Origin of the sequence: Vogesella oryzagri, assembly GCF_040148885.1 — a bacterium.
GTDB classification, from domain to species: domain Bacteria; phylum Pseudomonadota; class Gammaproteobacteria; order Burkholderiales; family Chromobacteriaceae; genus Vogesella; species Vogesella oryzagri.
In genome coordinates, this window is record NZ_JBEFLD010000002.1 from 318,450 (window position 1) to 340,451 (window position 22,002).

A 22,002-nucleotide genomic window follows, 5' to 3' on the forward strand; every position below is an offset into this window, starting at 1 on the left:
AAAAAATGCCAGCCCTTGCGGGGCTGGCGAGCGGGTCTAAGCACAAAGAAGCAACAGAAGAACTAAAGAGCGAGGCGGCCGTCTCCACACGGCCACCGGTATGAAACCATCGCCGCCGGCGCCGCAAGCATTGCCGCGCCGACAGGCGCATTACTTGGCCGCGGCCCAGGCCTGGGCGGTATCCAGCATACGGTTGGAGAAGCCCCACTCGTTGTCGTACCAGGACAGCACCTTCACCTGACGGCCTTCGATCACGCGGGTCAGCGACGCGTCGAACACGCTGGAGGCCGGGTTGTGCATGAAGTCGATGGACACCAGCGGCAGGGTATTCACCGCCAGCACACCCTTGAGCGGACCATTGGCGGCGGCGCTGACGATCTCGTTCACCTCGGCCACGCTGGTATCGCGCTTGGCGGTGAAAGTCAGGTCCACCAGCGATACGTTGGCAGTCGGCACGCGCACGGCGAAGCCGTCCAGCTTGCCTTTCAGCTCCGGCAGCACCAGGCCCACCGCGGCGGCGGCGCCGGTCTTGGTCGGAATCATCGACAGCGCGGCGGAACGGGCGCGGCGCAGATCGCTGTGTTCGGTATCCAGCAGCACCTGGTCGTTGGTGTAGGAGTGCACGGTGGTCATCAGGCCGTGGGCGACGCCGATGGCATCGTTCAGCGGCTTCACCAGCGGGGCCAGGCAGTTGGTGGTGCACGAGGCGTTGGACACGATGCTCATGTCGCCGCGCAGGGTGTTGTCGTTGACGCCGAACACGATGGTGGCGTCGGCATCATCCGCCGGGGCGGAGATCAGTACTTTCTTGGCGCCGGCTTGCAGGTGCAGGCCAGCCTTGTCACGCTTGGTGAAGATACCGGTGCATTCCAGCACGATGTCCACGCCCAGCTCGCCCCACGGCAGCTCGGCCGGGTTGCGGACCGACAGCAGCTGGATCGGCTTGCCGTTGACCACCAGCTTGTCGTCCTGCAGTTCCACGCTGCCCGGGAACGGGCCGTGGATGGAATCGTACTTGGTCAGGTGGGCGTGCAGCTCCGGATTGCCCAGGTCGTTGATGGCAACGATTTCAATGCCCTTGTCGGCAAAACGTTCCTGCCAGGCGCGCAATACCATGCGGCCGATGCGGCCGTACCCGTTGATGGCCAGTTTTAGTGCCATGTGTCTCTCCTTTATGCGGGTGATTCCTGCGTGCCTGCTGCACGCTAGCGGTGCGACCATCGTTCTCTCATTCCGTCTTGTACTCAACGGTTTTCATGTTTGTAGTGGGTGCACTACCAACACTTTTCACCGTAGCAGAGCGTGTTTCTGCCACACGATGAATTTGATGCTTGCCTGGTATCGATACCAATTCGTTTGCCAGCTGTTGCCAGAACCGGCTGCCGTAGCAGCCGCGGAGGGTTGCAAGCAGGCGGCGTGCGGCGTTAAGTGCCTTGTCAGGTGAGACATCCGCTGCACGGGGATGGTTTTACGTCGCCGCTTCTATCCGACGCTGGCAAGCAGTCGCCAGGCAGCGAATTCCGCCCCCGGCACAGCGCAAACGTTGGCCGCAGGCCAGCCATAGCTGGCGGCATAAAAAAGCGGCGGCAGGCATGGCTGCCTTGCCGCCGCCAGTCCCGCCGGGTGGCGGGCTTGGGAGGAAATACTGGCTGATCAGGCCTGCAGCAGCCGTGCGGTCAGCGCCACGTCGCCGGCCACCACCACGTGCAGCAGGTTGCCCGGCAGCGTCATCACGCCGCTGGCGCCCAGCGCCTTCAGCTGTGCCTCGTCGATGCGGCCGCTGTCGGTCAGCTCCAGCCGTAGGCGGCTGCCGGCTACCACCGATACCCCGCGCAGGTTGGCTTCGCCGCCCAGTGCGGCCAACCATTGCTGGCGCTCACCGCTGGCTGCCACGCTGCCCACGCCCTGCTGCAGCGCGTCGCGGATCTGGTCGGCCACCAGTTCGGCTTCCGGTCCCAGTACCACCTGCACGCTGCCGGCCGCCGGCTTGATCAGGCCACGCGAGCCCAGTGCCTTCAGCGCCGCCTCGTCCACCTTGCTGTTGTCCACCACCTGCAGGCGCAGGCGGGTGGTGCAGGCATCCACGTTCTTGAGGTTGGCCGCACCGCCCAGCGCGCTGATGAAGCCACCGGCACGGCCGCCGATGCTGGCGCTTGCCGCTACCGGGGCAACCACGCTGGCGGCGTCTTCACGGCCCAGGGTCTGCAGGTTGTATTTCTTGATGAAGAAGCTGAACAGGCCGTAGTACACCGCAAAGTAGGCAATGCCCACCGGCACCAGCAGCAACGGCTTCTGCGCGATACCGAAGTTCAGCACGTAGTCGAACAGGCCGGCAGAGAAGCCGAAGCCCAGGTGCACGCCCAGCGCATGCATCAGCGCCATGGAGATGCCGGTGAGCACCGCGTGGATGGCGTACAGCGCCGGCGCCAGGAACATGAAGGCGAATTCCACCGGCTCGGTGACGCCGGTCAGCGCGGCGGTAAGCGCCATCGACAGCAGCACGCCAGCCACCGCAGCCTTGTTTTCCGGACGCGCGGCGCGGTACATCGCCAGGCAGGCGGCCGGCAGGCCGAACATCATCACCGGGAAGAAGCCGGACATGAACATGCCCGCGCTCTTGTCGCCGGCAAAGAAGCGGGTGAGGTCACCGTGCACCAGCTTGCCGGCGGTGTCGGTGAAGTCACCCAGCTGGAACCAGGCAAAGGTGTTGATGATGTGGTGCAGGCCGGTGACGATCAGCACGCGGTTGAGCACGCCGTAGATGAACAGGCCGAACTCGCCGGCGCCGATGATCCAGTGCCCCACCGCGTCGATGCCCTGCTGCACCGGCGGCCACACATAGCCCAGCACCACGCCGGCCAGCAGCATGGCAAAGCCGGTGGCGATCGGCACGAAGCGGCGGCCACCGAAGAACGCCAGGTAGGACGGCAGCGCGATGTCCTTGTAGCGGTTGTACAGCAGGCCGGCGCTGATACCGGCGGTGATGCCGGCCAGCACGCCCATATTGATCTTGGCGTCGATCACCTTCAGCACCGAGGTCAGCACCAGGTAGCCGATGGCACCGGCCAGGCCAGAAGCACCGTTGTTGTCCTTGGCGAACCCCACCGCCACGCCGATGGCGAACAGCAGCGCCAGGTTGCCGAAAATGGCATCCCCCGCCTGCGCCATCACCGCGATGCCCAGCAGATCGGGCTGACCCAGGCGCAGCAGTAGACCTGCCACCGGCAGCACGGCAATCGGCAGCATCAGGGCGCGGCCCAGCTGCTGGATGCCGGCAAACTTGCTAGATGTAGTCACTTGTTTCTCCCTCATCTCTCTCTGTGTGTGGGCCGGCAGCCGTAGCTGCCTGTCCGTGTTGCCCCGCCGTGCCGGCAAACCGGCTACGGCTGGGTTCTGCTTACGATCTGCCGCGCGGCGGCGATATCGCGGTGGCACCGTCTTGTTGCGCCCCAGCGCAGCAGATCGTGAAGATGCTCACTGCGCGACAACGTTGGCCGCAGCGGCCAGCATCGCGCGCACCTCGGCGGCGGAGCGCTGCTGCTGCAGCGTCAGCGCCAGCTCCTGGCAGGCGGCGGCATCCAGCTGCCGCACGCGGTGCTTGATCTCCGGTACCAGCGCCGGGCTGACCGACAGCTCGGTCACACCCAGGCCCACCAGCGCAGGCGTGGCCAGCGGATCGGACGCCAGCGCGCCGCACACGCCCACCCAGCGACCATGCTGGCGGGCGCCGTGCACGGTGAGGGCGATCAGGCGCAGCACTGCCGGGTGCAGCGCGTCCTGGCGTGCGGCCAGCGCCGGGTGGCAGCGGTCCATCGCCAGCGTGTACTGGGTAAGGTCATTGGTGCCGATGGAGAGAAAGTCGGCATGCTCGGCCAGCTGTGCGGCCAGCAGCGCCGCCGACGGCACTTCGATCATCACGCCCAGCTGCGGCCGTTCCGCCAGCCCCAGCTGTGCGGCCAACTCGTCGATACGCTGGCGCACCTGCAACAGGTCGGCCACGTCGGTCACCATCGGCAGCAGGATGCGCAGCTGCGACAGCGGCTTGAGCTGCAGCAGCGCGCTGAGCTGCGCGTCCAGCACCTGTGGCATCGCCAGGCTGGTGCGGATGCCGCGCAGGCCCAGCGCCGGATTGTCCTCGGCTGGCAGCGGCAGGTAGGGCACGTCCTTGTCGCCGCCGGCATCCAGGGTGCGGATGATGGCCGGACGGCCTTCCAGCGCATCCAGCACTGCCTGGCAGGCAGCACGCTGTTCTTCGCTGCTCGGTGCGTCGGTGCGCTCGGTAAACAGGAATTCGGTACGCAGCAGGCCCACGCCATCGGCACCGTTCAGCACCGCGTCGCGGCTTTCGGCGGCGTTCACCACGTTGGCCGCCACTTCGATATGCACGCCGTCGCGGGTCAGTGCACGGCCGGCGGATTGCTCGCGCAGCGCCAGGCGGCGCGCCTCGTGGGCGGCGATCTGCTGCCGCGCCAGCGCCAGGCTGGCCGCATCCGGCTGCGCATCCAGCCAGCCTTCGCCGGCATCCAGCACCGCCTCGGCACCAGCCGGCAGCTGCAGCGCCGCCGGGCCGCAGGCCACCAGCGCCGGAATGCCCAGCGCACGCGCCAGGATCGCGACGTGGTTGCTGGCGCCGCCACGGGCCAGCACCAGGCCGGCCACCTGCGCCCGCGGCAGGCGGGTAAGTTGCGACGGGGTCAGGTCGTCGGCCACCACCATGGCTTGCGCCGGCAGCTGCGGCGCGCCCTGCGCGCTGCCCAGCAGCACGTCCAGCACGCGGCGCTCCAGGTCTTTCAGGTCGCCCACGCGCTCGGCCAGCAAGGCATTGCCAAGCCCCAGCAGCACGTCGCTCTGCGCACGGATGGCGCTGCGATAGCCATGGGCGGCACTGCTGCCGTCCACGATCAGCCGTTCGGCGGCCAGGCTCAGCTCCGGGTCGTCCAGCAGCGCCAGATGCGCGCCGAAAATCTCGCTTTCAGCGCGAGCGCCACGCTGGCCGGCCAGTGCGATGTCGGCCTCGATATCGCCGCGCACCTGCGCCAGCGCGCCGTGCAGCGCGGTAAGTTCGGTTGCCACGCCGGTGCCGTGTTCCGGCACCGTGCGGTCCTGCTCGGCCAGCAGCACCAGCGTGCCCACCGCCAGACCGGGGGCGGCACAGACGCCGCCCAGCTTGCCGTCGCTACGGGCGGCGAGCGTGCTTGCAGGCAACGGGGCAGCAGCATGGCCGGCTTCGCTGCGGGTCTCTACTGCGGCCAACATGGCGGCCAGTGCCGCCTCGGCATCGGCGCCGCTGGCATGCACGCTGACGGTGTCGCCTTCGCCCACGCCCAGGCCCATGATGGCCACCATGCTGCGGGCGCTGGCCAACTTGCCGCCAAAGCCGATATCGATATGGGAGGCAAAACGCCGCGCGGTGTGCTGCAGCAGTGCCGCCGGGCGCGCATGCAGGCCGCTTTCGTGCGCCACCACTGCCTGGCCGCCAAGGCTGTTGCCGCTGGCGGCCACGCTGTTGCCTGCCTGCGCGCCGCTGGCGCGGATATCCAGCAGCGTGCTGCTGCCGGCCTGAACCATTTCACCTGCCGCACCGCTGGCCAGGCTGCTCAGTTGCATGTCGTCGCTATTGGTCACCACCACCACGGTGATCAGCGACAGCGCACGCTGCGCCACGCTGTCGATATCGATATCCACCAGCGGCTGGCCACAGCGCACGCGGTCGCCAAGCCGGACACGCGGCGCAAAGCCCTGGCCGCCCAGCTTTACGGTGTCGATGCCGATGTGCAGCAGCACCTCGGCGCCGTTGGCCGCACGCAGCGCCACGGCATGGCCGGTGGACGACAGCTGGCTGATCTCGCCGTCGCACGGCGCCAGCAGGGTGGAGGACAGCGGCTCGATGGCCAGGCCCTGGCCCATCATGCCGCCGGCAAATACCGGGTCCGGCACCTGGCTCAGCGGCAGTACCACGCCGCTAAGCGGCGCGCGCAGGGTAACGGTTGCAGTCATGTAACGCCTTTCTCTGTGCCGTGTTGCGCGCGCAGCTTCCCCCGCCGGGCGCGCAGCTTGGCTGGTATCGCCACGGTGGGCCGCGGTCGAGGTATCTGTTGTATCGGGGTACTGCGTTCGGGTGCGCCTGACGGTTTACAGCGTGCAGGTCACCTTGTTCAGGTGCCGTGGCATATCCGGGTTCAGCCCGCGCGCCTCGGACAGCCGTGCCGCCATCAGGTAGAAGCTCTGGATCGCCAGCAGCGGGTCCAGCGCCTCGTCACCGGCCACCGCCAGGCTCAGGTCGCGGCTGGCGACATCGGCCGGTGCGGCCAGCAGCACGCGGGCGCCACGGCCGCGCATCTCGTCGGCCAGTGCAATCAGGCCGGCCTGTTCCGGGCCGCGCGGCGCGAAGATCAGCAGCGGGTAGCCGTCGTCGATCAGTGCCATCGGGCCGTGCTTGATCTCGGCGCCGGAGAACGCTTCCGCCTGGATGGCACAGGTTTCCTTGAATTTCAGCGCCGCCTCCAGCGCCACGGCAAAACCGAGGCCGCGGCCAACCACCATGATGCGTTCGGCCGGCTGCAGTACCTCGATGGCCGGCGACCAGTCCTGGCGGGTGGCTTCCAGCAGCGCCTGCGGCAGGGTTTCCAGCGCCGCCAGCAGGCCGGCGTCGCGCTGCCAGTGCGCCACTAGGCGGGCAACGGCGGACAGCGAGGCGATATAGCTCTTGGTGGCGGCCACGCTCTTTTCCACGCCGGCGCACAGCGGCAGCGACCACTCGCAGGCCGCGGCCAGCGGCGAATCCGGCTGGTTCACCAGCGCCACGGTACGGGCGCCGGCTTGCGACAGCGCCGCCATGGTGTCCACCAGGTCCGGGCTGCGGCCGGACTGCGACAGCGCCACCGCCAGCTGCCCGCGCACCGCCAGCGGCGCGTGGTGCAGGGTGATCAGCGACATCGGCAGCGACACCACCGGGGTGCCGGTGCGCTGCATCGCCAAGTAGGCGAAATAGTTGGCCGCATGGTCCGAGCTGCCACGGGCCACGGTCAGCGCCAGCTGCGGCTGTGCCTTGGCCAGTTCGCGCCCCAGCAGCGCCAGCCCTTCGTCGGCGTACATGTGCTGGGCGGCTACCGCCTCGGCGGCAAACAGGGCTTCATCAAGCATCAGGCTCAAGGCACTCTCCTTCTACGTAAACGTGTTGCAGTTGCAGGTCTGTATCCATCACCACGATATCGGCCCAGGCGCCGGTTTCCAGCCGGCCACGGTCGACCACGCCCAGGTAATCGGCCGGGTACAGCGACAGCCGGTTGCTGGCCTGTGCCAGCGGCAGGCCGATCTGCACCAGGTTGCGCAGCGCCTGATCCATGGTCAGGGTACTGCCGGCCAGGGTGCCGTCGGCCAGGCGCACCCCACCCATGCACTTGGTCACGGTGTGGGAGCCCAGCTTGTACTCGCCGTCCGGCATGCCGGCGGCGGCGGTGGAATCGGTGACGCAGTAGAGGCGCGGAATGGCGCGCAGCGCGGCATGCATGGCCCCCGGGTGCACGTGCAGCAGGTCGGGGATCAGCTCGGCGTATTCGGCGTGCGCCAGCGCGGCGCCCACCATGCCCGGCTCGCGGTGGTGCAGTCCGGTCATGGCATTGAACAGGTGGGTGAAGCCGCTGGCGCCTTGCTGCAGCGCGGCCACGCCGTCTTCGTAACTGCCCAGGCTGTGGCCGATCTGCACGCGGATACCGTCTGCGCTCAGGCGGCGGATCACCTCGTGGTGACCGGCGATCTCCGGCGCCAGCGTCAGCACCTTCAGCGGTGCCAGCGAACGGTAGTAGTCGATCTCGTCCATCACCGCCGCCACGGCGTCGTCCGGCTGGGCGCCGAGCTTGCCGGGGTTGATATAGGGGCCTTCCAGATGCACGCCCAAAATGCGAGCACCGCGGGCGCTGCCGGCGGCGCGCTCCTGCGCTACCTTGCCCAGCGCGGCCAGTACCTGCGCCAGTTCGGCGCGCGGTGCGGTCATGGTGGTGGCCAGCAGCGACGTGGTGCCGAAGCGGGCGTGGGTGCGCGCCACATGGCCCGCCGCATCGCCTGCCTGCATGATGTCCACCCCGCCGCCGCCGTGTACGTGCAGGTCGATGAAACCGGGCAGCAGGTAACGCGCCGGTGTGCCCGCGCCGGCCAAGCGGCCGTCGATGGCGGCGATGCGGCCGTTGTCGTCCAGATGCAGCTCGCCGTCCAGCCAGCCGGCGGTGGTCAGCATGCGTCCCTGCAGTACCCGTGTGTTCATCGTCTCAGCTCTGCCACAAAGTCGTAGTAATCGTTGCGACACCAGGTGTCGGTCAGTTCTATCGCCACGTTGTCGGCGGTGTAGCCGATACGCGTCATCAACAACATCGCCTCGCCCTGCTTGATGCCGGCGCTGGCGGCAATATCCGGCCCGGCGTTCACCGCGCGGATGTGCTGCAGCGCGCGCACCACCGGGTGGCCGGCGGCATCCAGCCAGGCATACAGCGAGCTGCCTATCGCCTGCGGGTCCGGCAGGTAGGCCAGCGGCAGCGTGCTCTGCTCGATGGCCATCACCACGCCGTCCGCCAGCCGCTGGCGCTTGAGCCGCACCACCTGCGCGGTGGGCGACAGCCCCAGCTTGATCACCTCGTCGTGCGTCGGCGTGGCGATGCTGCGCTCCAGCCATACCGACGACGGTTCAAACCCCTTCTGCTTCAGCATCTCGGTGAAGCTGGTCAGCCGCGACAGCGGTTGCTCCAGCCGCGGGGTGATGAAGGTGCCGGAGCCATGCCGGCGGCGGATCAGCCCCTGCTCCAGCAGCACGTCCAGCGCCTTGCGGGCGGTAACGCGCGAGATGCCCAGCTCGTCGGAGAAGGTGCGTTCCGACGGCAGCGCCTCGTCGGCCTGCCACCAGCCGGCGTTGATGGCCTCGGCCAGCTTGCGGGCGAACTGCAGGTACAGCGGCGTGCTCTGCGCCTCGTCCGGTTTCAGTGCCTGCCAGCGTTCATCCATGGCGAAATCCTCAAGTGGTCTTGGAAAGGCATCAGTTTACGTGTTGGCCGCCTGCCGTCCCAGCCGCTCAGTTGCCGCAAAATTAATACCACTACCCAACCACGTCAATACCAGTTGTAGACCAGTCACCGATATTGGCAACGCTGCAACGCAGCATTTTCAACGGAAATCAGCACCGGAAAATGCCGGGCCTTGCCAGTGCTGGCGCTGCGGGGTGTCGGGTGAACGGGGAAACTGGTATTGGAAAGGTATCAAAAACGCAACACTGCGGTGCGAGGGGGCATGGTTGCGGCCAACGTTGGCCGCATCGGGTTTGCTATCCACGACGCGGATTACCCAGCCGTGACGGCGGCAGCCAGCGTACGCGGTAAGCGTTGGCCGTCGCGACGCGCAAGCACAAGCGATGTGCGCAATCACCGCACACAAGAAAAAACCGCCCAGCCGGGCGGTTCGATGTTGGTGGCAGCGAGTGCTAGCGCGGCGCCTTCTTCCAGCCGATCAGCAGCACGCCGGCCAGGATGATGGTCATCGACAGCAACTCGGCCGCGCCGATGTGCTCGCCCAGCAGGCCGACCCCCAGCAGCACCGCGATCACCGGATTGACATAGGCGTAGCTGGTGGCGGCGGCGGCGCTGACGTGCTGCAGCAGGAACATGTAGGCGGTGTAGGCGATCAGCGAGCCGAAAACGGCCAGGTACAGCATCGCCAGCCAGCCGGACAGCGGCGGCAGCGCCAGCAGCTGCTCGCCACTGGCGAAACTGCCCAGCAGCAGCGCGATGCCGCCGGTGAGCATCATCATCGCGCTGGACATCAGCCCCTTGGGCTGGGTCAGATGCTTGCTCCACGCCGAGCCCAGCGCCCAGCCGGCGGAGGCGAACAGCAGCGCCGCGGCCCCCGCCGGCGATGCCTGCAGGTTGCTGCCCATGTTCAGCACTACGATGCCGACGATGCCCAGCAGCACGCCGGCCAGCTCCATCTTGCGCGGGATGTGGCCGAACAGGCGCGCGAACAGGATGGCGAACAGCGGTACGGTGGCCACCACCAGCGCCGCCACGCCGGAGGACACCTCTTTCTGCGCCAGGGTCACGAAGCCGTTACCGATGGCCGGCATCAGGATGCCGAGAATGGCGGAGCCCTTCAGCTCCGCCAGCGTGGGGTTGGCCGCACCGCGCCAGCGCAGGTAGCCGTACATCAGCAGGCCGGCCAGCACGAAGCGGGTGCCGGCCATCAGGAACGGCGGCCAGGAATCCACGCCGATGCGGATGGCGAAGTAGGTGGAGCCCCAGATCAGATACAGGGCGAGAAAAGCGGCAGCAAGCTTGAGCTGGTGGCGGGTAAGGGTCATGTCATCAATACCGGGCGGGGGCCTGCACCGCGCCGAGATAACGCTTAGCCTGCCCGAGAGCATGCACAATGCCGCTGGCGTGCACCGCGCACAAGGGGCAAACACAGAAAACGCTGTTCTGCCGCCGGCCACGTCGCACTGGTAGCCGGATGGCAAATGTCGGCCGGGCTTCCTATGCTGGAAACGCTGCCTGTCACACGAGCGCCCCAGCCCATTGCCATGCCCGACTCCCGACCGCCCCTTTTCGCGGATGCCCACTGGCTGCATTCGCTGCTGCAGCACCTGCCCGATCCGGTATGGCTAAAAGACCCGGACGGTGTCTACCTGTATTGCAACCGCGCCTTCGAGCAGCTGTTCGGCGCCGAGGCCAGCACCATCATCGGCCGCCGCGACCGCGATTTTGTCGATGCCGAGCTGGCGGATCTTTTCCGCACCCGCGACCTGCTGGCAATGCACCTGAACACCGCGCTGAGCAACGAGGAATGGGTGACCTTCGCCCACAACGGCCACCGCGCGCTGCTGCACGTGATCAAGACCCCGCTGCATGCTGGCAGCACGCTGCTGGGCGTGCTGGGCATCGGCCGCGACATCACCCGCCTGCACCAGGTCACCGAGCGGCTGGCGCAGCAGGAGCGCACGCTGCGCTACGTGATGCAGGCCACCGGCGAGGGGGTGTGGGACTGGGACACGCGCAGCGGCATGCTGCAACACAACAGCCGCTGGAGCGAGATCACCGGCATCGCCCACGACCAGGAACAGCACCCGCTGGCCGACTTCGTCGCCCAGGTGCACGAAGACGACCAGCTGGCGGTCAACAGCCTGATTGCCCGCTGCCTGCGCGGCGAGGCGCCGTACTACAGCGAGCACCGCATCTACCGCAGCGACGGCCGCATCGTCTGGGTGCAGGACCGCGGCAACGTGGTGGAATGGGACGAGCACGGCCTGCCCACGCGCATGGTGGGCAGCATCAGCGACATCACCATCCGCAAGCAGGCGGAGCAGGCGCTGCGCGCCAGCGAGGCGCGCTTTCGCGCCATCTTCGAAAACGTGGACGCGCTGGCGATACAGGGCTATGCCCCGGACGGCACCGTGCTGTACTGGAACCGTGCCTCGACGCTGCTGTACGGCTATGACGCGCAGGACGCCATCGGCCGCTCGCTGTACGAGCTGATCATTCCGCCGCCGGCGCGCGAGGCGGTGCGACAGGAGGTGCACTGGATGTTCGCGCAGCAACAGGGCGCGCCGGCGGCGCACCTGCAGCTGCAGCACCAGGACGGCCACCTGGTGGACGTGCACTCCAGCCATACCGTGGTGAATACCGGCGACCAGCTGATGCTGTTCTGTCTGGACATCGACCTGGGTGCACAGGTGCGCGCGGAAAGTGCGCGCCAGGAAAGCGAGCAGCGCTACCGCGCGCTGTTTGCCGCCTCTGCCGACGGCGTGCTGGTGGTGTGCGGCCAACATATCGTGGATGCCAACCCGGCGGCGGCGCGGCTGTTCGCCTGCGAAGTAAACGACCTGCTGGGACTGTCGCCGTGCGCGCTGTCGCCGCCGACGCAGCCGGATGGCCGCGAAGCCGCCATGCTGACCGAGCACTATCTGTCGCTGACGCAACAGCAGCACCTGCTGCAGTGCGAATGGCGCTTCCGCCGCCCGGACGGCAGCCAGTTCGACGCCGACCTGCAGCTGGCCGCGGTGGTGCTGGGCGACACCAGCCACGTGCTGGTTTCCTGTCGCGATGTCACCCAGAAAAAGAAGGACTCGCAGCTGATCTGGCAGCAGGCCAACTTCGACCAGCTCACCGGGCTGCCCAACCGCCACATGCTGCAGAACCGGCTGGCGCAGGAGATCGCCCGCAGCCAGCGCGACGGCCTGCAACTGGCACTGCTGCTGCTGGACCTGGACCATTTCAAGGAGGTCAACGACACCCTGGGGCACCGCGCCGGCGACGAGCTGCTGCAGCTGGCCGCCCAGCGGTTGCAGACCTGCGTGCGCCACATCGATACCGTGGCGCGGCTGGGCGGCGACGAATTCACCGTCATCGTCAGCACGCTGGACCACGCGCAGCAGGCCGGCGAGATGGCCGAACGCATCCTGCTGGCGCTGAGTGCGCCCTACCATCTGGGCGACGATATCGCCTACCTGTCGGCCAGCATCGGTATCACCATCTGCCCGGACGACAGCAGCGAGCTGGAAACCCTGCTGAAAAACGCCGACCAGGCGATGTATGCCGCCAAGGGCCAGGGGCGTAACCGCAGCTGCTTTTTCACGCCGTCGATGCAGCTGGCGGCGCAGACGCGGGTCCGGCTGGGCAAGGACCTGCGCCAGGCCATGGCCTGCGGGCAGTTTCGCCTGCACTACCAACCTATCCTGGCGCTGCACGATGGCCGCATCCGCGGCGCCGAGGCCTTGCTGCGCTGGCAGCATCCGGAACGCGGCTGGATCAGCCCGGCCGAGTTCATCCCGCTGGCGGAAGACAGCGGCTTGATCGTGGAGCTGGGCAGCTGGGTGTTTGCCGAAGTGTGCCGCCAGCTGCAGCAGTGGCGGCAGCTGCAGCCGCAGCTGCACATCAGCGTCAATGTGTCGCCGATCCAGTTCTTTGCCGACAACGCCAACCTGCTGCAATGGCCGGCACAGTTGGCCGCGCACGGTCTGCCCGGCGACAGCGTGGTGTTGGAAATCACCGAGCGCCTGCTGCTGGACAACCGCGACCAGGTCAGCACCCAGCTGCACGCGCTGCGCCAGTGCGGCATCCGCGTGTCGCTGGACGACTTCGGCACCGGCTACTCCTCGCTGTCCTACCTGAAGAAGTTCGCCATCGACTACCTGAAGATCGACCAGTCCTTTGTGCGCCACCTGGAAACCGACGGCAGCGACCGCGCGCTGTGCGAAGCCATCATCGCCATGGCGCACCGGCTGGACATGCGCGTGGTGGCGGAAGGCATCGAACTGGCCGCCCACCACGACTGGCTGCGCGAGGCCGGCTGCGATTTCGGCCAGGGGTTCCTGTTTGCCCGGGCGCTGCCGGCGGCGGAGTTCGAAGCGCTGCTACGCCAGCGCAGGACGTTCTAGACGCCCCACCCGCGCGCCCGGCGGCCGCGCATCGCCCCTGCACGCCCATTCCGCACACCCCGCCCGGGCCTGGACATCTCCCGCCCAGCCGGCCGGCGGCGCCGCAGTGCGGCTGCCCGCCTTTGTGTCCGCTTTGTGTCTGACCGGAAACAATCTGACAGTGTTTTTACTGTCGTCGACACACTAGGCTACACGCAGCAACAAGGCAGACACATGCCGGTACATTGGCAAGCACATGGAAAGGGCGACAGATGAGCATCAATGGTCTGATTTCGGCCGGCACCACCATCGGCAGCGGCCTGCGCCAGGTTGGCAGCGGCGTCGGCAAGGTGGTCACCGGCAGCAGCGAGGCGCTGGGCGGCGCCACCACGGTCGGCGTCGGCGTGGTACGCGCGGCGGCGGAAACCGCCGATCTTGCCACCCTGGGCGTGGCCGGCCTGGCCGGCGTGGCGGGACTGAAAGCCATCGGCAGCCTGATCGACACCGTGGCCTGAGGCGGCGGCCAACCTTGCGGCACGCGGGCGGCTACAATCCGGGTATCCGTTCAGCCCGCCACAAGGAGCTGCCATGAGCATCTGTGTCCTGTTTCCCACCGCCAGCGAGGCGGCCCTGTTCCAGCGTGACGGCGTGCACACCGTCATCAGCGGCGTCGGCCTGACCGCTACCGCCTACAGCACGCTGAAAACCATCCAGCAGCAGCGCCCATCACTGCTGATCCTGGCCGGCATTGCCGGCATGTATCCGCATGCCGATCTGGCGATCGGCGATGTGGTGCTGGTGGCGTCCGAAGTAGAGGCCGACCTGGGCTTCTTCACCCCGGAAGGCTTTACCCATCTGGCGCACCTGCCGCTGGACATGGATTTCGTGCGCCGCCATACCCTGCCCTGCCATCACCTGCCGGCAGCGGCGCCATTTCCACTGGCGCGCAGCGCCTCGTTGAATGCCGCGCTGGCGCCGTTTATCGATAGCCGCGGCGTGGATATCGAGAACATGGAAGGCGCGGCGTTCTTCCACGTCTGTCGCGAGGAAGGCGTGCCGTTCCTGCAACTGCGCGCCATTTCCAACGTGGTCAAACCCGGCCATGACGACTGGGACATGGCCGGCGCGGTGCAGGCACTGACCACCGGGCTGCACCGGCTGCTGGACAGTCTGGATACCGCCGAACCGGCCGCCCAGCCATCGGCCATGCCAGGTGGTTTCGTGCCCTAGATCAAAGTAAGCGCCCGCGGCCAGCCATAGCATGGTGTTGAAACGAGCACGTTACCAACCCCACCCAAGGAGTCATCATGTTTCCGGAATTCCGCGACCTGATCAGCAAGCTTAAAATCGAAGATGCCCACTTTTCCCGCCTGTTCGACCGTCACAACGAGCTGGATCAGCAGATCAAGAACATGGAGGCGCGCATCGAAACCGCTTCGCCGGTGGAGATCGAAGGCCTGAAAAAAGAAAAACTGAAGCTCAAGGACGAGCTGTACGTGATCCTCAAAGCCGCCGCCTGAAGCGAGCGCCAACAACAAACCCGCCATTCCTGCTGGATGGCGGGTTTTTGCATGTCGACACCAGCCGCACGCCGGGGCGACGGTACTAGCCGGGGGTGGCCAACAGCGGCTCGCAGTCCGGGTTGTCGACCAGGGCCAGTCCGCCGCGGTGGAACGCCGCCACCCATGCCCGGCAGTTGCTGCGCGAGCAGCGCGTGTGCAAATGGTGGCTGGCGCAGCGTCAGAAAATGTCCCGCTTCCACCGTGTCGTCATGCCTGGCCGCGCTCCGCATGACGGGATGCCACCGTACAAACGTAGCGATTTATGTCAGTTTGGCGACAATTTGCCTCTCGCCAATATCTTCAAGTCATAACTTGCAGATGACTTAATCATTTACAAGCTGACAATAGCTTATAGTTTATAGAAATACCGGCCGCCCCCGCCGACCAACCAGCCGGTACCACAACACAGATTCTTGGGAATGAGCGCTCGTGAGTGAGTTGAACGAAAAAACCACTGTCCTGATCGTCGATGATTCGTTGACCATCCGACAGTCGCTGCGCGCCATGCTGGGCAATGTCGACATTACCCGTTCCGAGGTATGCGCCAACGCCGCCGATGCCCTCAGCCGGCTGAAGAACCGCCAGTTCGATGTGGTGCTGTGCGACTACCACCTGGGCGAAGGCATGAACGGGCAAGAGATTCTGGAGCAGCTGCGCAGCTCCGGCTCCTTTCCGCTGACCTCGGTGTGGATCATGATCACCGGCGAGCGCAGCTACGAGCGGGTGGTGGCGGCGGCCGAGGTCGCCCCGGACGATTACATTCTCAAGCCGTTCTCCAGCCAGATGCTGCTGGACCGCATGCACCTGGCGTTTACCCGCAAGTTCTTCCTGCGCCCGGCGCATGAGGCGCTGATGAGCGGCCGTGAGAAGGAGGCCATCGAGCTGCTGCAGGAGCTGCTGCCCAAGGCCGACACCATGGTGAAAAAGCTGGATGTGCTGCGGCTGCTGGCGGAAACCCACCTGGCGCAGGAGCAATACGATGCCGCCGCCAAGCGCTACGGCGAGATCATGCAGCTGCGGGTGATCCCGTGGGCCAAGATGGGCATGGCGCGCATCCTGCACGCCCAGGACAAGCCGGAGGAAAGCTCGGCGCTGCTGCAGGAAATCATCGAGGAAGCCCCGCACTACACCGATGCCTACGACACGCTGGCGCACAACCTGGCGCGCTGTGGCCAGTTTGCCGAGTCGCTGGCGGTGCTGGAAAAAGCGGTGTCGCTGTCGCCGCGCAACTTCCGCCGCCTGTGCCTGGCCGGCGAAAGCGCGCTGAACTCCGGCGACCCGGCCAAGGCGGCGCAATTCCTGGAAAAAGCGGTACAGGTTGGCCGCAACAACAGCGCCTTCGGCCCGGACGTGCTGGTCGATCTGCTGCAGGCGCACAGCGAGGCCGGCAATACCGACAAGATGGACCAGATCGCCAACCAGCTGTCGAACATGTTCAAGAACGGGCAGGACGCCTTCCTGCCGCATGTCTGCCGTGCCGTCAGCCTGCTCGGACGCCAGGCCTATGCCGAAGCGCAGGAATCGTTGCGCCAGGCCGCCGCCCTGCTGGGCGAAGGCCGGCTGGCGTGGCGCAGCGGCGTGCGCTTCCTGGAAGCGGTGGCACGCCTGCCGCCGGAGCTGGAAGGCTATTGCGGCGCGCAGTGGATACACCAGTTGGCGATGCGCTTTGTGCGCACCCACCAGGACGTGGAGCAGCTGTCGGCGATGACGCGCAAGCGCGAGGCGCTGGCGCAGACCATCCACGACGCCTACGCCAAGCTGCAGGTCACCAACGACGAGGCCGTGGCGCTGACCAAGGACAAGAACAAGGCCGCCGCCGCACGGCTGCTGTATGAAACCGCACGCGAGACGCTGAACGAACGCCTGGGCATGAATGCCTGTGCGCTGCTGTTGCAGCAGGGCGACGCCGAAAGCATCAAGCAGGTGCATGAAATCATGAGCTGGCTGCCACTGGAGCACGAACGGGTGCAGGGCTTCCAGCGCGCACTGGACAAACTGCACAAGGCCGCCGCCGCCGCCGAAATCTCCGAAGAATAAGCCGTCCGGCGCGACTTTTTACCGCGGCAGCTGTCCAAGCCCTCAGGCCTTGCGGCCAACGTTGGCCGCAAGGCGCGCCTGATGTTGCACCCGCAACCGGTAAAGGAGCGATCATGCGACTGCCCTGGTTTTTGCTGCTGCTGAGCGGCCTGGCTCAGGCAGCGCCGCCACTACCCGATATTGAAGGCTGGCAGGATTATCAGGCCGGGCGCTGGCAGCAGGCGCGCGACCGCTTTCAGCGCGCCGCCGCCGATGGCAACCGCGTGGCGGCGTTCAATCTGGCCATCATGCACTGGCGTGGCGAATCGGTACCGGTGAACCGCGACAAGGCCATCCACTGGCTGCGGGTGGCGGCGGACAGACATCTGCCGCAAGCGCAGTACGCGCTGGGACTGCTGTACGAAAACGGCGACGGCGTACCGCGCTCGCAGCCCCAGGCCACGCACTGGTTCATGCGCGCGGCGCTGCAGGGCCACCGCGTGGCGCAGCTGGATCTGGGCACCCAGTACTATCTTGGCCGTGGCGTGAAGCAGGATCTGCGCATGGCGGCGTACTGGTATCAGCAGGCGGCGGAACAGGGTGATGCCGGCGCGCAATACCTGATTGCCAGCATGTACGAGCATGGCGACGGTATCAGCCAGGATCTGGAAAGCGCCATCCGCTGGTATGCGCGCGCCGGGGTGCAGGGCGATGTGGCCGCCAGCCTGAAAGCCATCGCGCTGGCACGACGCATCAGCCCGTCACCGTCACCATAAAACCATTGCTAATCAATGCATTAGCAATTAGTGACGCAGACATGCGTCACGAAACCAGTGGCAGCACTGTTTTCCGCCGCCAGCTGTGGATAAGGTTATCCACAGCCCTGCGGCCAACGTTGGCCGCCGCATGACAGGCCATAAAAAAGGCCGCCCCTTGGGCGGCCTTGCTCATGCAGCGCCGGCTTAACCCGCCAGCGCGGCGGCCAGCTTGCTACGATGCGCGGCCAGCTGCGGCGGCAGGCGGTCGGCCAGCTTGGCGAACCAGTCGTCGTGCGCCGCCAGCTCCTGCTGCCAAGCCTGCGCATCCAGCGCCATCAGCTGCGCAAAGTGCTCGGCGCTGAACTCATCCAGCCCGGCCCAGTTCAAGTGCGCGTATTCCGGCACCCAGCCCAGCGCGTTGCGCTGCGCCTCGGCCTGGCCCTGCACGCGGCCAACCATCCACTCCAGCACGCGCATATTGTCGCCGAAGCCCGGCCACAGGAAGTTGCCGTCCTTGTCGGTGCGGAACCAGTTGACGCAGAAAATGCGTGGCAGCTGCGACACTTTGCCGGCCATCTGCAGCCAGTGGTTGAAGTAGTCGCCCATGTGGTAGCCGCAGAACGGCAGCATGGCGAACGGATCGCGGCGGGTGACGCCCTGCGCGCCAAAGGCGGCGGCGGTGGTTTCCGAGCCCATGGTGGCGGCCAGGTATACGCCCTCTTCCCAGCTGGCGGCTTCGAACACCAGCGGTACGGTGCTGGAGCGGCGACCGCCGAAGATGAAGGCCGAGATCGGTACGCCGGCCGGGTCGTTCCAGGCGGTATCCAGCGACGGACACTGCTTGGCGGACACGGTGAAGCGCGCGTTCGGGTGTGCTGCCTTGCGCCCGGTCTGCTTGCCGATTTCCGGCGTCCAGTCCTGGCCCTGCCAGTCGATCAGGTGTGCCGGCGGGATCTTGCTCATGCCTTCCCACCACACATCGCCGTCATCGGTCAGCGCCACGTTGGTGAAGATCACGTTCTCGCGCAGCATGGCCATGGCGTTGGGGTTGGATTTCTCCGAGGTGCCCGGCGCCACGCCGAAGTAGCCGTTTTCCGGGTTGATGGCGTACAGCTTGCCGTCGGCAGCCGGCTTGATCCAGGCGATGTCGTCGCCCACGGTAGTGACTTTCCAGCCATCGTAAGTCTTGGGCGGGATCAGCATGGCAAAGTTGGTCTTGCCGCAGGCGCTGGGGAAGGCGGCGGCGACGTAGGATTTCTCGCCCTGCGGATTTTCCACGCCCAGGATCAGCATGTGTTCGGCCAGCCAGCCCTGGTCGCGGCCCATGGTGGAGGCGATGCGCAGCGCGAAGCACTTCTTGCCCAAGAGCGCGTTGCCGCCGTAGCCGGAGCCGTAGGACCAGATCTCGCGCGATTCCGGGAAGTGCACGATGTACTTGGTGTCCGGGTTGCACGGCCACGGCTGGTCGGCCTCGCCGGCGGCCAACGGTGCGCCCACGGAATGCACGCACGGCACGAAGTCGCCGTCGCTACCCAGCACTTCGTACACATTGCGGCCCATGCGGGTCATGATGCGCATCGACGCCACCACGTACGGCGAATCGGTAATCTCGATGCCGATGTGGGCGATCGGGCTGCCCAGCGGACCCATGCTGAACGGGATCACGTACATGGTGCGGCCGGCCATGCAGCCGTCGAACAGGCCGTTGAGCGTGGCGCGCATCTCGGCCGGCTGCTGCCAGTTGTTGTTGGGGCCGGCATCCTCGCGCTTTTCGCTGCACACAAAGGTGCGGTCTTCCACTCGCGCCACGTCGGACGGGTCGGAGAAGGCGGCGTAGGAGTTGGGGCGCTTGGCCGGATTCAGCGGCTTGAGGGTGCCGGCGGCCACCATCTGCGCCAGCAGTTGCTGGTTCTCGGCTTCGGAACCATCCACCCAGTGGATGGCGGCCGGTTTGGTGAGGGCGGCAACTTCAGCCACCCAGTTGATCAGTTGTTGATGCTGGATATAGGAAGGGGCTTGCAACGACATGGTTACCTCTGCAGTTGGACAGCAGAGCAGCCGACAAAACACGCCCTTGAGCCAGACGACAGGGCGGGTCTGGTAGGCCGCCCTGAAACGGGGGCTGCGGCATTATCGCCGAGCTGTAGTCGCAAAGGTTCAAAGGCGACCGAAATATGCCGCTACACGACGCTTTTTATGCATCACGCACGGCTTTTTGTTGCGCAAAAAGCGCAAAACAGCGGGTTTACGCAAACGTAAAGTAGTGTGAAAACTACTTTATTGCAAAATCCTGCCCCGCCAGCCACCCGCCCCCCGTGCGGTAACAGCAACACAGCCCGGCCAGGCCGGGCTGTTGCCTGCGGCAGCGCCGCCCTAGCTGGTCAGCGCCGCCTCTTCGTCCGGGTCCAGCTCCTCGCCAAGGAAGCCGCCGCTCTGGTGCGCCCATAGCCGCGCGTACAAGCCGCCGCGCGCCAGCAGGCTGGCGTGGTCGCCTTCTTCCACGATGCAGCCCTTGTCCAGCACGATCAGCCGGTCCATCGCCGCGATGGTAGACAGCCGGTGCGCAATGGCCACCACGGTCTTGCCTTCCATCAGCCGGTACAAGCTGCCCTGGATCGCCGCTTCCACCTCGGAATCCAGCGCGCTGGTGGCTTCGTCCAGCAACAGGATCGGCGCGTCCTTCAGCATCACCCGCGCGATGGCCACCCGCTGGCGCTGGCCGCCGGACAGCTTCACGCCGCGCTCGCCGACATGGGCATCGTAGCCGCTGCGGCCGTGCGGGTCGGTCAGCCCGAGGATGAACTCGTGCGCCTCGGCCTTCTGCGCGGCGGCGATCATCTGCTCGTCACTGGCCTGCGGGCGGCCGTACAGCAGGTTGTCGCGCACCGAGCGGTGCAGCAGCGAGGTGTCCTGCGTCACCATACCCACCTGCGCGCGCAGGCTGTCCTGCGTCACTTCGCGCACGTCCTGGCCGTCGATCAGAATGCGGCCGCCCTCCACGTCGTAGAAGCGCAGCAGCAGGTTGACGATGGTGGACTTGCCGGCGCCACTGCGGCCGACCAGGCCGATCTTCTCGCCCGGGCGGATGGTCAGGTTCAGCGCGTCGATCACCGGCTTGCTGCCGCCATAGGCGAAGGTGGTGTTGTCGAAGCGGATCTCGCCGCGGCCAACCTTGAGCGGCTTGGCGCCCGGCGCATCGGTAATGGCAATCGGCCGCGCCAGGGTGTTGATGCCGTCCTGCACCGTGCCGATGTGCTCGAACAGGCTGGACATCTCCCACATGATCCAGTGCGACACGCCGTTGAGGCGCAGCGCCATGGCGGTGGCCGCCGCCACCGCGCCGATGCCCACCTCACCGCGGCTCCACAGCCACAGCGTGGCGCCGGCGGTGCTGGCGATCAGCCCCATGCTCAGCACGTGGTTGACCACTTCAAAGCCGCTGACCAGCCGCATCTGGCGGTAGGCGGTGGCCATGAACTCGCGCATCGCGCTCTTGGCAAAGCCGGCCTCGTGCGCGCTGTGCGCAAACAGCTTCACGGTGGCGATATTGGTGTAGGCATCGGTAACGCGGCCGCTCATCAGGCTGCGCGCGTCGGCCTGCGCCTTGGCGGCGCGCCCCAGCCGCGGTACGAAGAAGCGCAACGTCAGCACGTACAGCACCAGCCAGGCGACGAACGGCCACAGCAGCAGGCGGTCGAAACTGCCGGCCACCGCCACCATGGTGACAAAGTAGATCACCACGAATACCAGGATATCGGTGACGATCATCACCGTATCGCGCACCGCCAGCGCGGTCTGCATCACCTTGGCGGAGACGCGGCCGGCAAATTCGTCCTGGTAGAAGCTCATGCTCTGGCCCAGCAGGTGGCGGTGGTAATGCCAGCGCAGCCGCATCGGGAAGTTGCCGGCCAGGCCCTGGTATTTGCACAGCGCCTGCAGCGCGATCAGCAGCGGGCTGGCCAGCAGGATGCCGGCCAGCAGCAGCAGATTGTGCTTTTCCTTGGCCCACAGCTGATCCGGCTGCACATGGCTGAGCCAGTCCACAATCGAGCCGAGCATGGAGAACAGCAGCGCCTCGAAGGCGCCGATGATGGCGGTGCACACGGTCATGGCCAGGATCAGGCCGCGCAGGCCGTCGGTGGCGGACCAGACAAACGCCAGGAACCCAGCCGGCGGCTGCGCCGGCGGGGTGTCGGGATAGGGGTCGATACGACGCTCGAACCACGAGAACATAAAGAACACTCCTTTGCCGCTGCGGGATCGCCATCGCGGTCAGGTT

The 22,002-nt window shown here is 66.6% G+C and carries 15 protein-coding genes; 6 read left to right on the top strand and 9 right to left on the bottom strand.

From position 1 onward, the window contains the following. Positions 1–150: 150 nt before the first annotated feature. The 7 genes from gap to yedA all read right to left on the bottom strand — a co-directional run bounded on the left by gap (position 151) and on the right by yedA (position 10,336). Positions 151–1,161, bottom strand: a complete 1,011-nt coding sequence (gene gap, locus ABNW52_RS04255; RefSeq protein ID WP_349584469.1) for a type I glyceraldehyde-3-phosphate dehydrogenase — start codon at positions 1,159–1,161, stop codon at positions 151–153. Between the two features lie 492 nt (positions 1,162–1,653). Beyond that, positions 1,654–3,297, bottom strand: coding sequence for an N-acetylglucosamine-specific PTS transporter subunit IIBC (gene nagE / locus ABNW52_RS04260; protein ID WP_349584471.1), 1,644 nt, complete (start codon positions 3,295–3,297; stop codon positions 1,654–1,656). Between the two features lie 177 nt (positions 3,298–3,474). After that, positions 3,475–5,997 carry a phosphoenolpyruvate--protein phosphotransferase gene (gene ptsP, locus ABNW52_RS04265; RefSeq protein ID WP_349584474.1) on the bottom strand — a complete coding sequence of 841 codons (2,523 nt, stop codon included), beginning with the start codon at positions 5,995–5,997 and terminating at the stop codon, positions 3,475–3,477. 135 nt (positions 5,998–6,132) lie between these two features. Next, entirely contained in the window at positions 6,133–7,143 is a 1,011-nt protein-coding gene (locus tag ABNW52_RS04270; protein ID WP_349585030.1) for an SIS domain-containing protein, read from the bottom strand. Further along, positions 7,136–8,260, bottom strand: a complete 1,125-nt coding sequence (gene nagA / locus ABNW52_RS04275; protein WP_349584477.1) for an N-acetylglucosamine-6-phosphate deacetylase — start codon at positions 8,258–8,260, stop codon at positions 7,136–7,138. Before nagA ends, ABNW52_RS04270 begins: the two co-directional genes overlap by 8 nt. After that, positions 8,257–8,991 carry a GntR family transcriptional regulator gene (locus ABNW52_RS04280; RefSeq protein WP_272766553.1) on the bottom strand — a complete coding sequence of 245 codons (735 nt, stop codon included), beginning with the start codon at positions 8,989–8,991 and terminating at the stop codon, positions 8,257–8,259. Before ABNW52_RS04280 ends, nagA begins: the two co-directional genes overlap by 4 nt. A gap of 472 nt (positions 8,992–9,463) precedes the next feature. Continuing rightward, positions 9,464–10,336, bottom strand: a complete 873-nt coding sequence (gene yedA / locus ABNW52_RS04285) for a drug/metabolite exporter YedA (protein ID WP_349584480.1) — start codon at positions 10,334–10,336, stop codon at positions 9,464–9,466. 219 nt (positions 10,337–10,555) lie between these two features. On the opposite strand from yedA, the gene ABNW52_RS04290 reads away from it, so the two are divergent. The 6 genes from ABNW52_RS04290 to ABNW52_RS04315 all read left to right on the top strand — a co-directional run bounded on the left by ABNW52_RS04290 (position 10,556) and on the right by ABNW52_RS04315 (position 17,741). Further along, positions 10,556–13,408: a sensor domain-containing protein gene (locus ABNW52_RS04290; protein WP_349584482.1), complete on the top strand. Its 2,853-nt coding sequence runs from the start codon at positions 10,556–10,558 to the stop codon at positions 13,406–13,408. A gap of 251 nt (positions 13,409–13,659) precedes the next feature. Next, entirely contained in the window at positions 13,660–13,902 is a 243-nt protein-coding gene (locus ABNW52_RS04295; RefSeq protein WP_349584485.1) for a hypothetical protein, read from the top strand. Between the two features lie 73 nt (positions 13,903–13,975). Then, positions 13,976–14,617 (top strand): phosphorylase family protein, encoded by a 642-nt coding sequence (locus ABNW52_RS04300; RefSeq protein ID WP_349584488.1) that lies wholly within the window; start codon positions 13,976–13,978, stop codon positions 14,615–14,617. A gap of 77 nt (positions 14,618–14,694) precedes the next feature. Beyond that, positions 14,695–14,907, top strand: a complete 213-nt coding sequence (locus tag ABNW52_RS04305) for a YdcH family protein (protein ID WP_349584490.1) — start codon at positions 14,695–14,697, stop codon at positions 14,905–14,907. Between the two features lie 471 nt (positions 14,908–15,378). Further along, positions 15,379–16,986 (top strand): response regulator, encoded by a 1,608-nt coding sequence (locus ABNW52_RS04310; RefSeq protein ID WP_349584493.1) that lies wholly within the window; start codon positions 15,379–15,381, stop codon positions 16,984–16,986. Between the two features lie 113 nt (positions 16,987–17,099). Then, positions 17,100–17,741: a tetratricopeptide repeat protein gene (locus tag ABNW52_RS04315; protein WP_349584496.1), complete on the top strand. Its 642-nt coding sequence runs from the start codon at positions 17,100–17,102 to the stop codon at positions 17,739–17,741. Between the two features lie 186 nt (positions 17,742–17,927). On the opposite strand, the gene ABNW52_RS04320 is transcribed toward ABNW52_RS04315, so the two are convergent. Together ABNW52_RS04320 and ABNW52_RS04325 are read right to left on the bottom strand one after the other, a co-directional pair. Beyond that, positions 17,928–19,751: a phosphoenolpyruvate carboxykinase (GTP) gene (locus ABNW52_RS04320; protein WP_349584499.1), complete on the bottom strand. Its 1,824-nt coding sequence runs from the start codon at positions 19,749–19,751 to the stop codon at positions 17,928–17,930. 345 nt (positions 19,752–20,096) lie between these two features. Further along, on the bottom strand, positions 20,097–21,956 hold the full coding sequence (locus tag ABNW52_RS04325; protein WP_349584502.1) for an ABC transporter ATP-binding protein: 1,860 nt from the start codon (positions 21,954–21,956) through the stop codon (positions 20,097–20,099). Between the last annotated feature and the right edge of the window lie 46 nt (positions 21,957–22,002).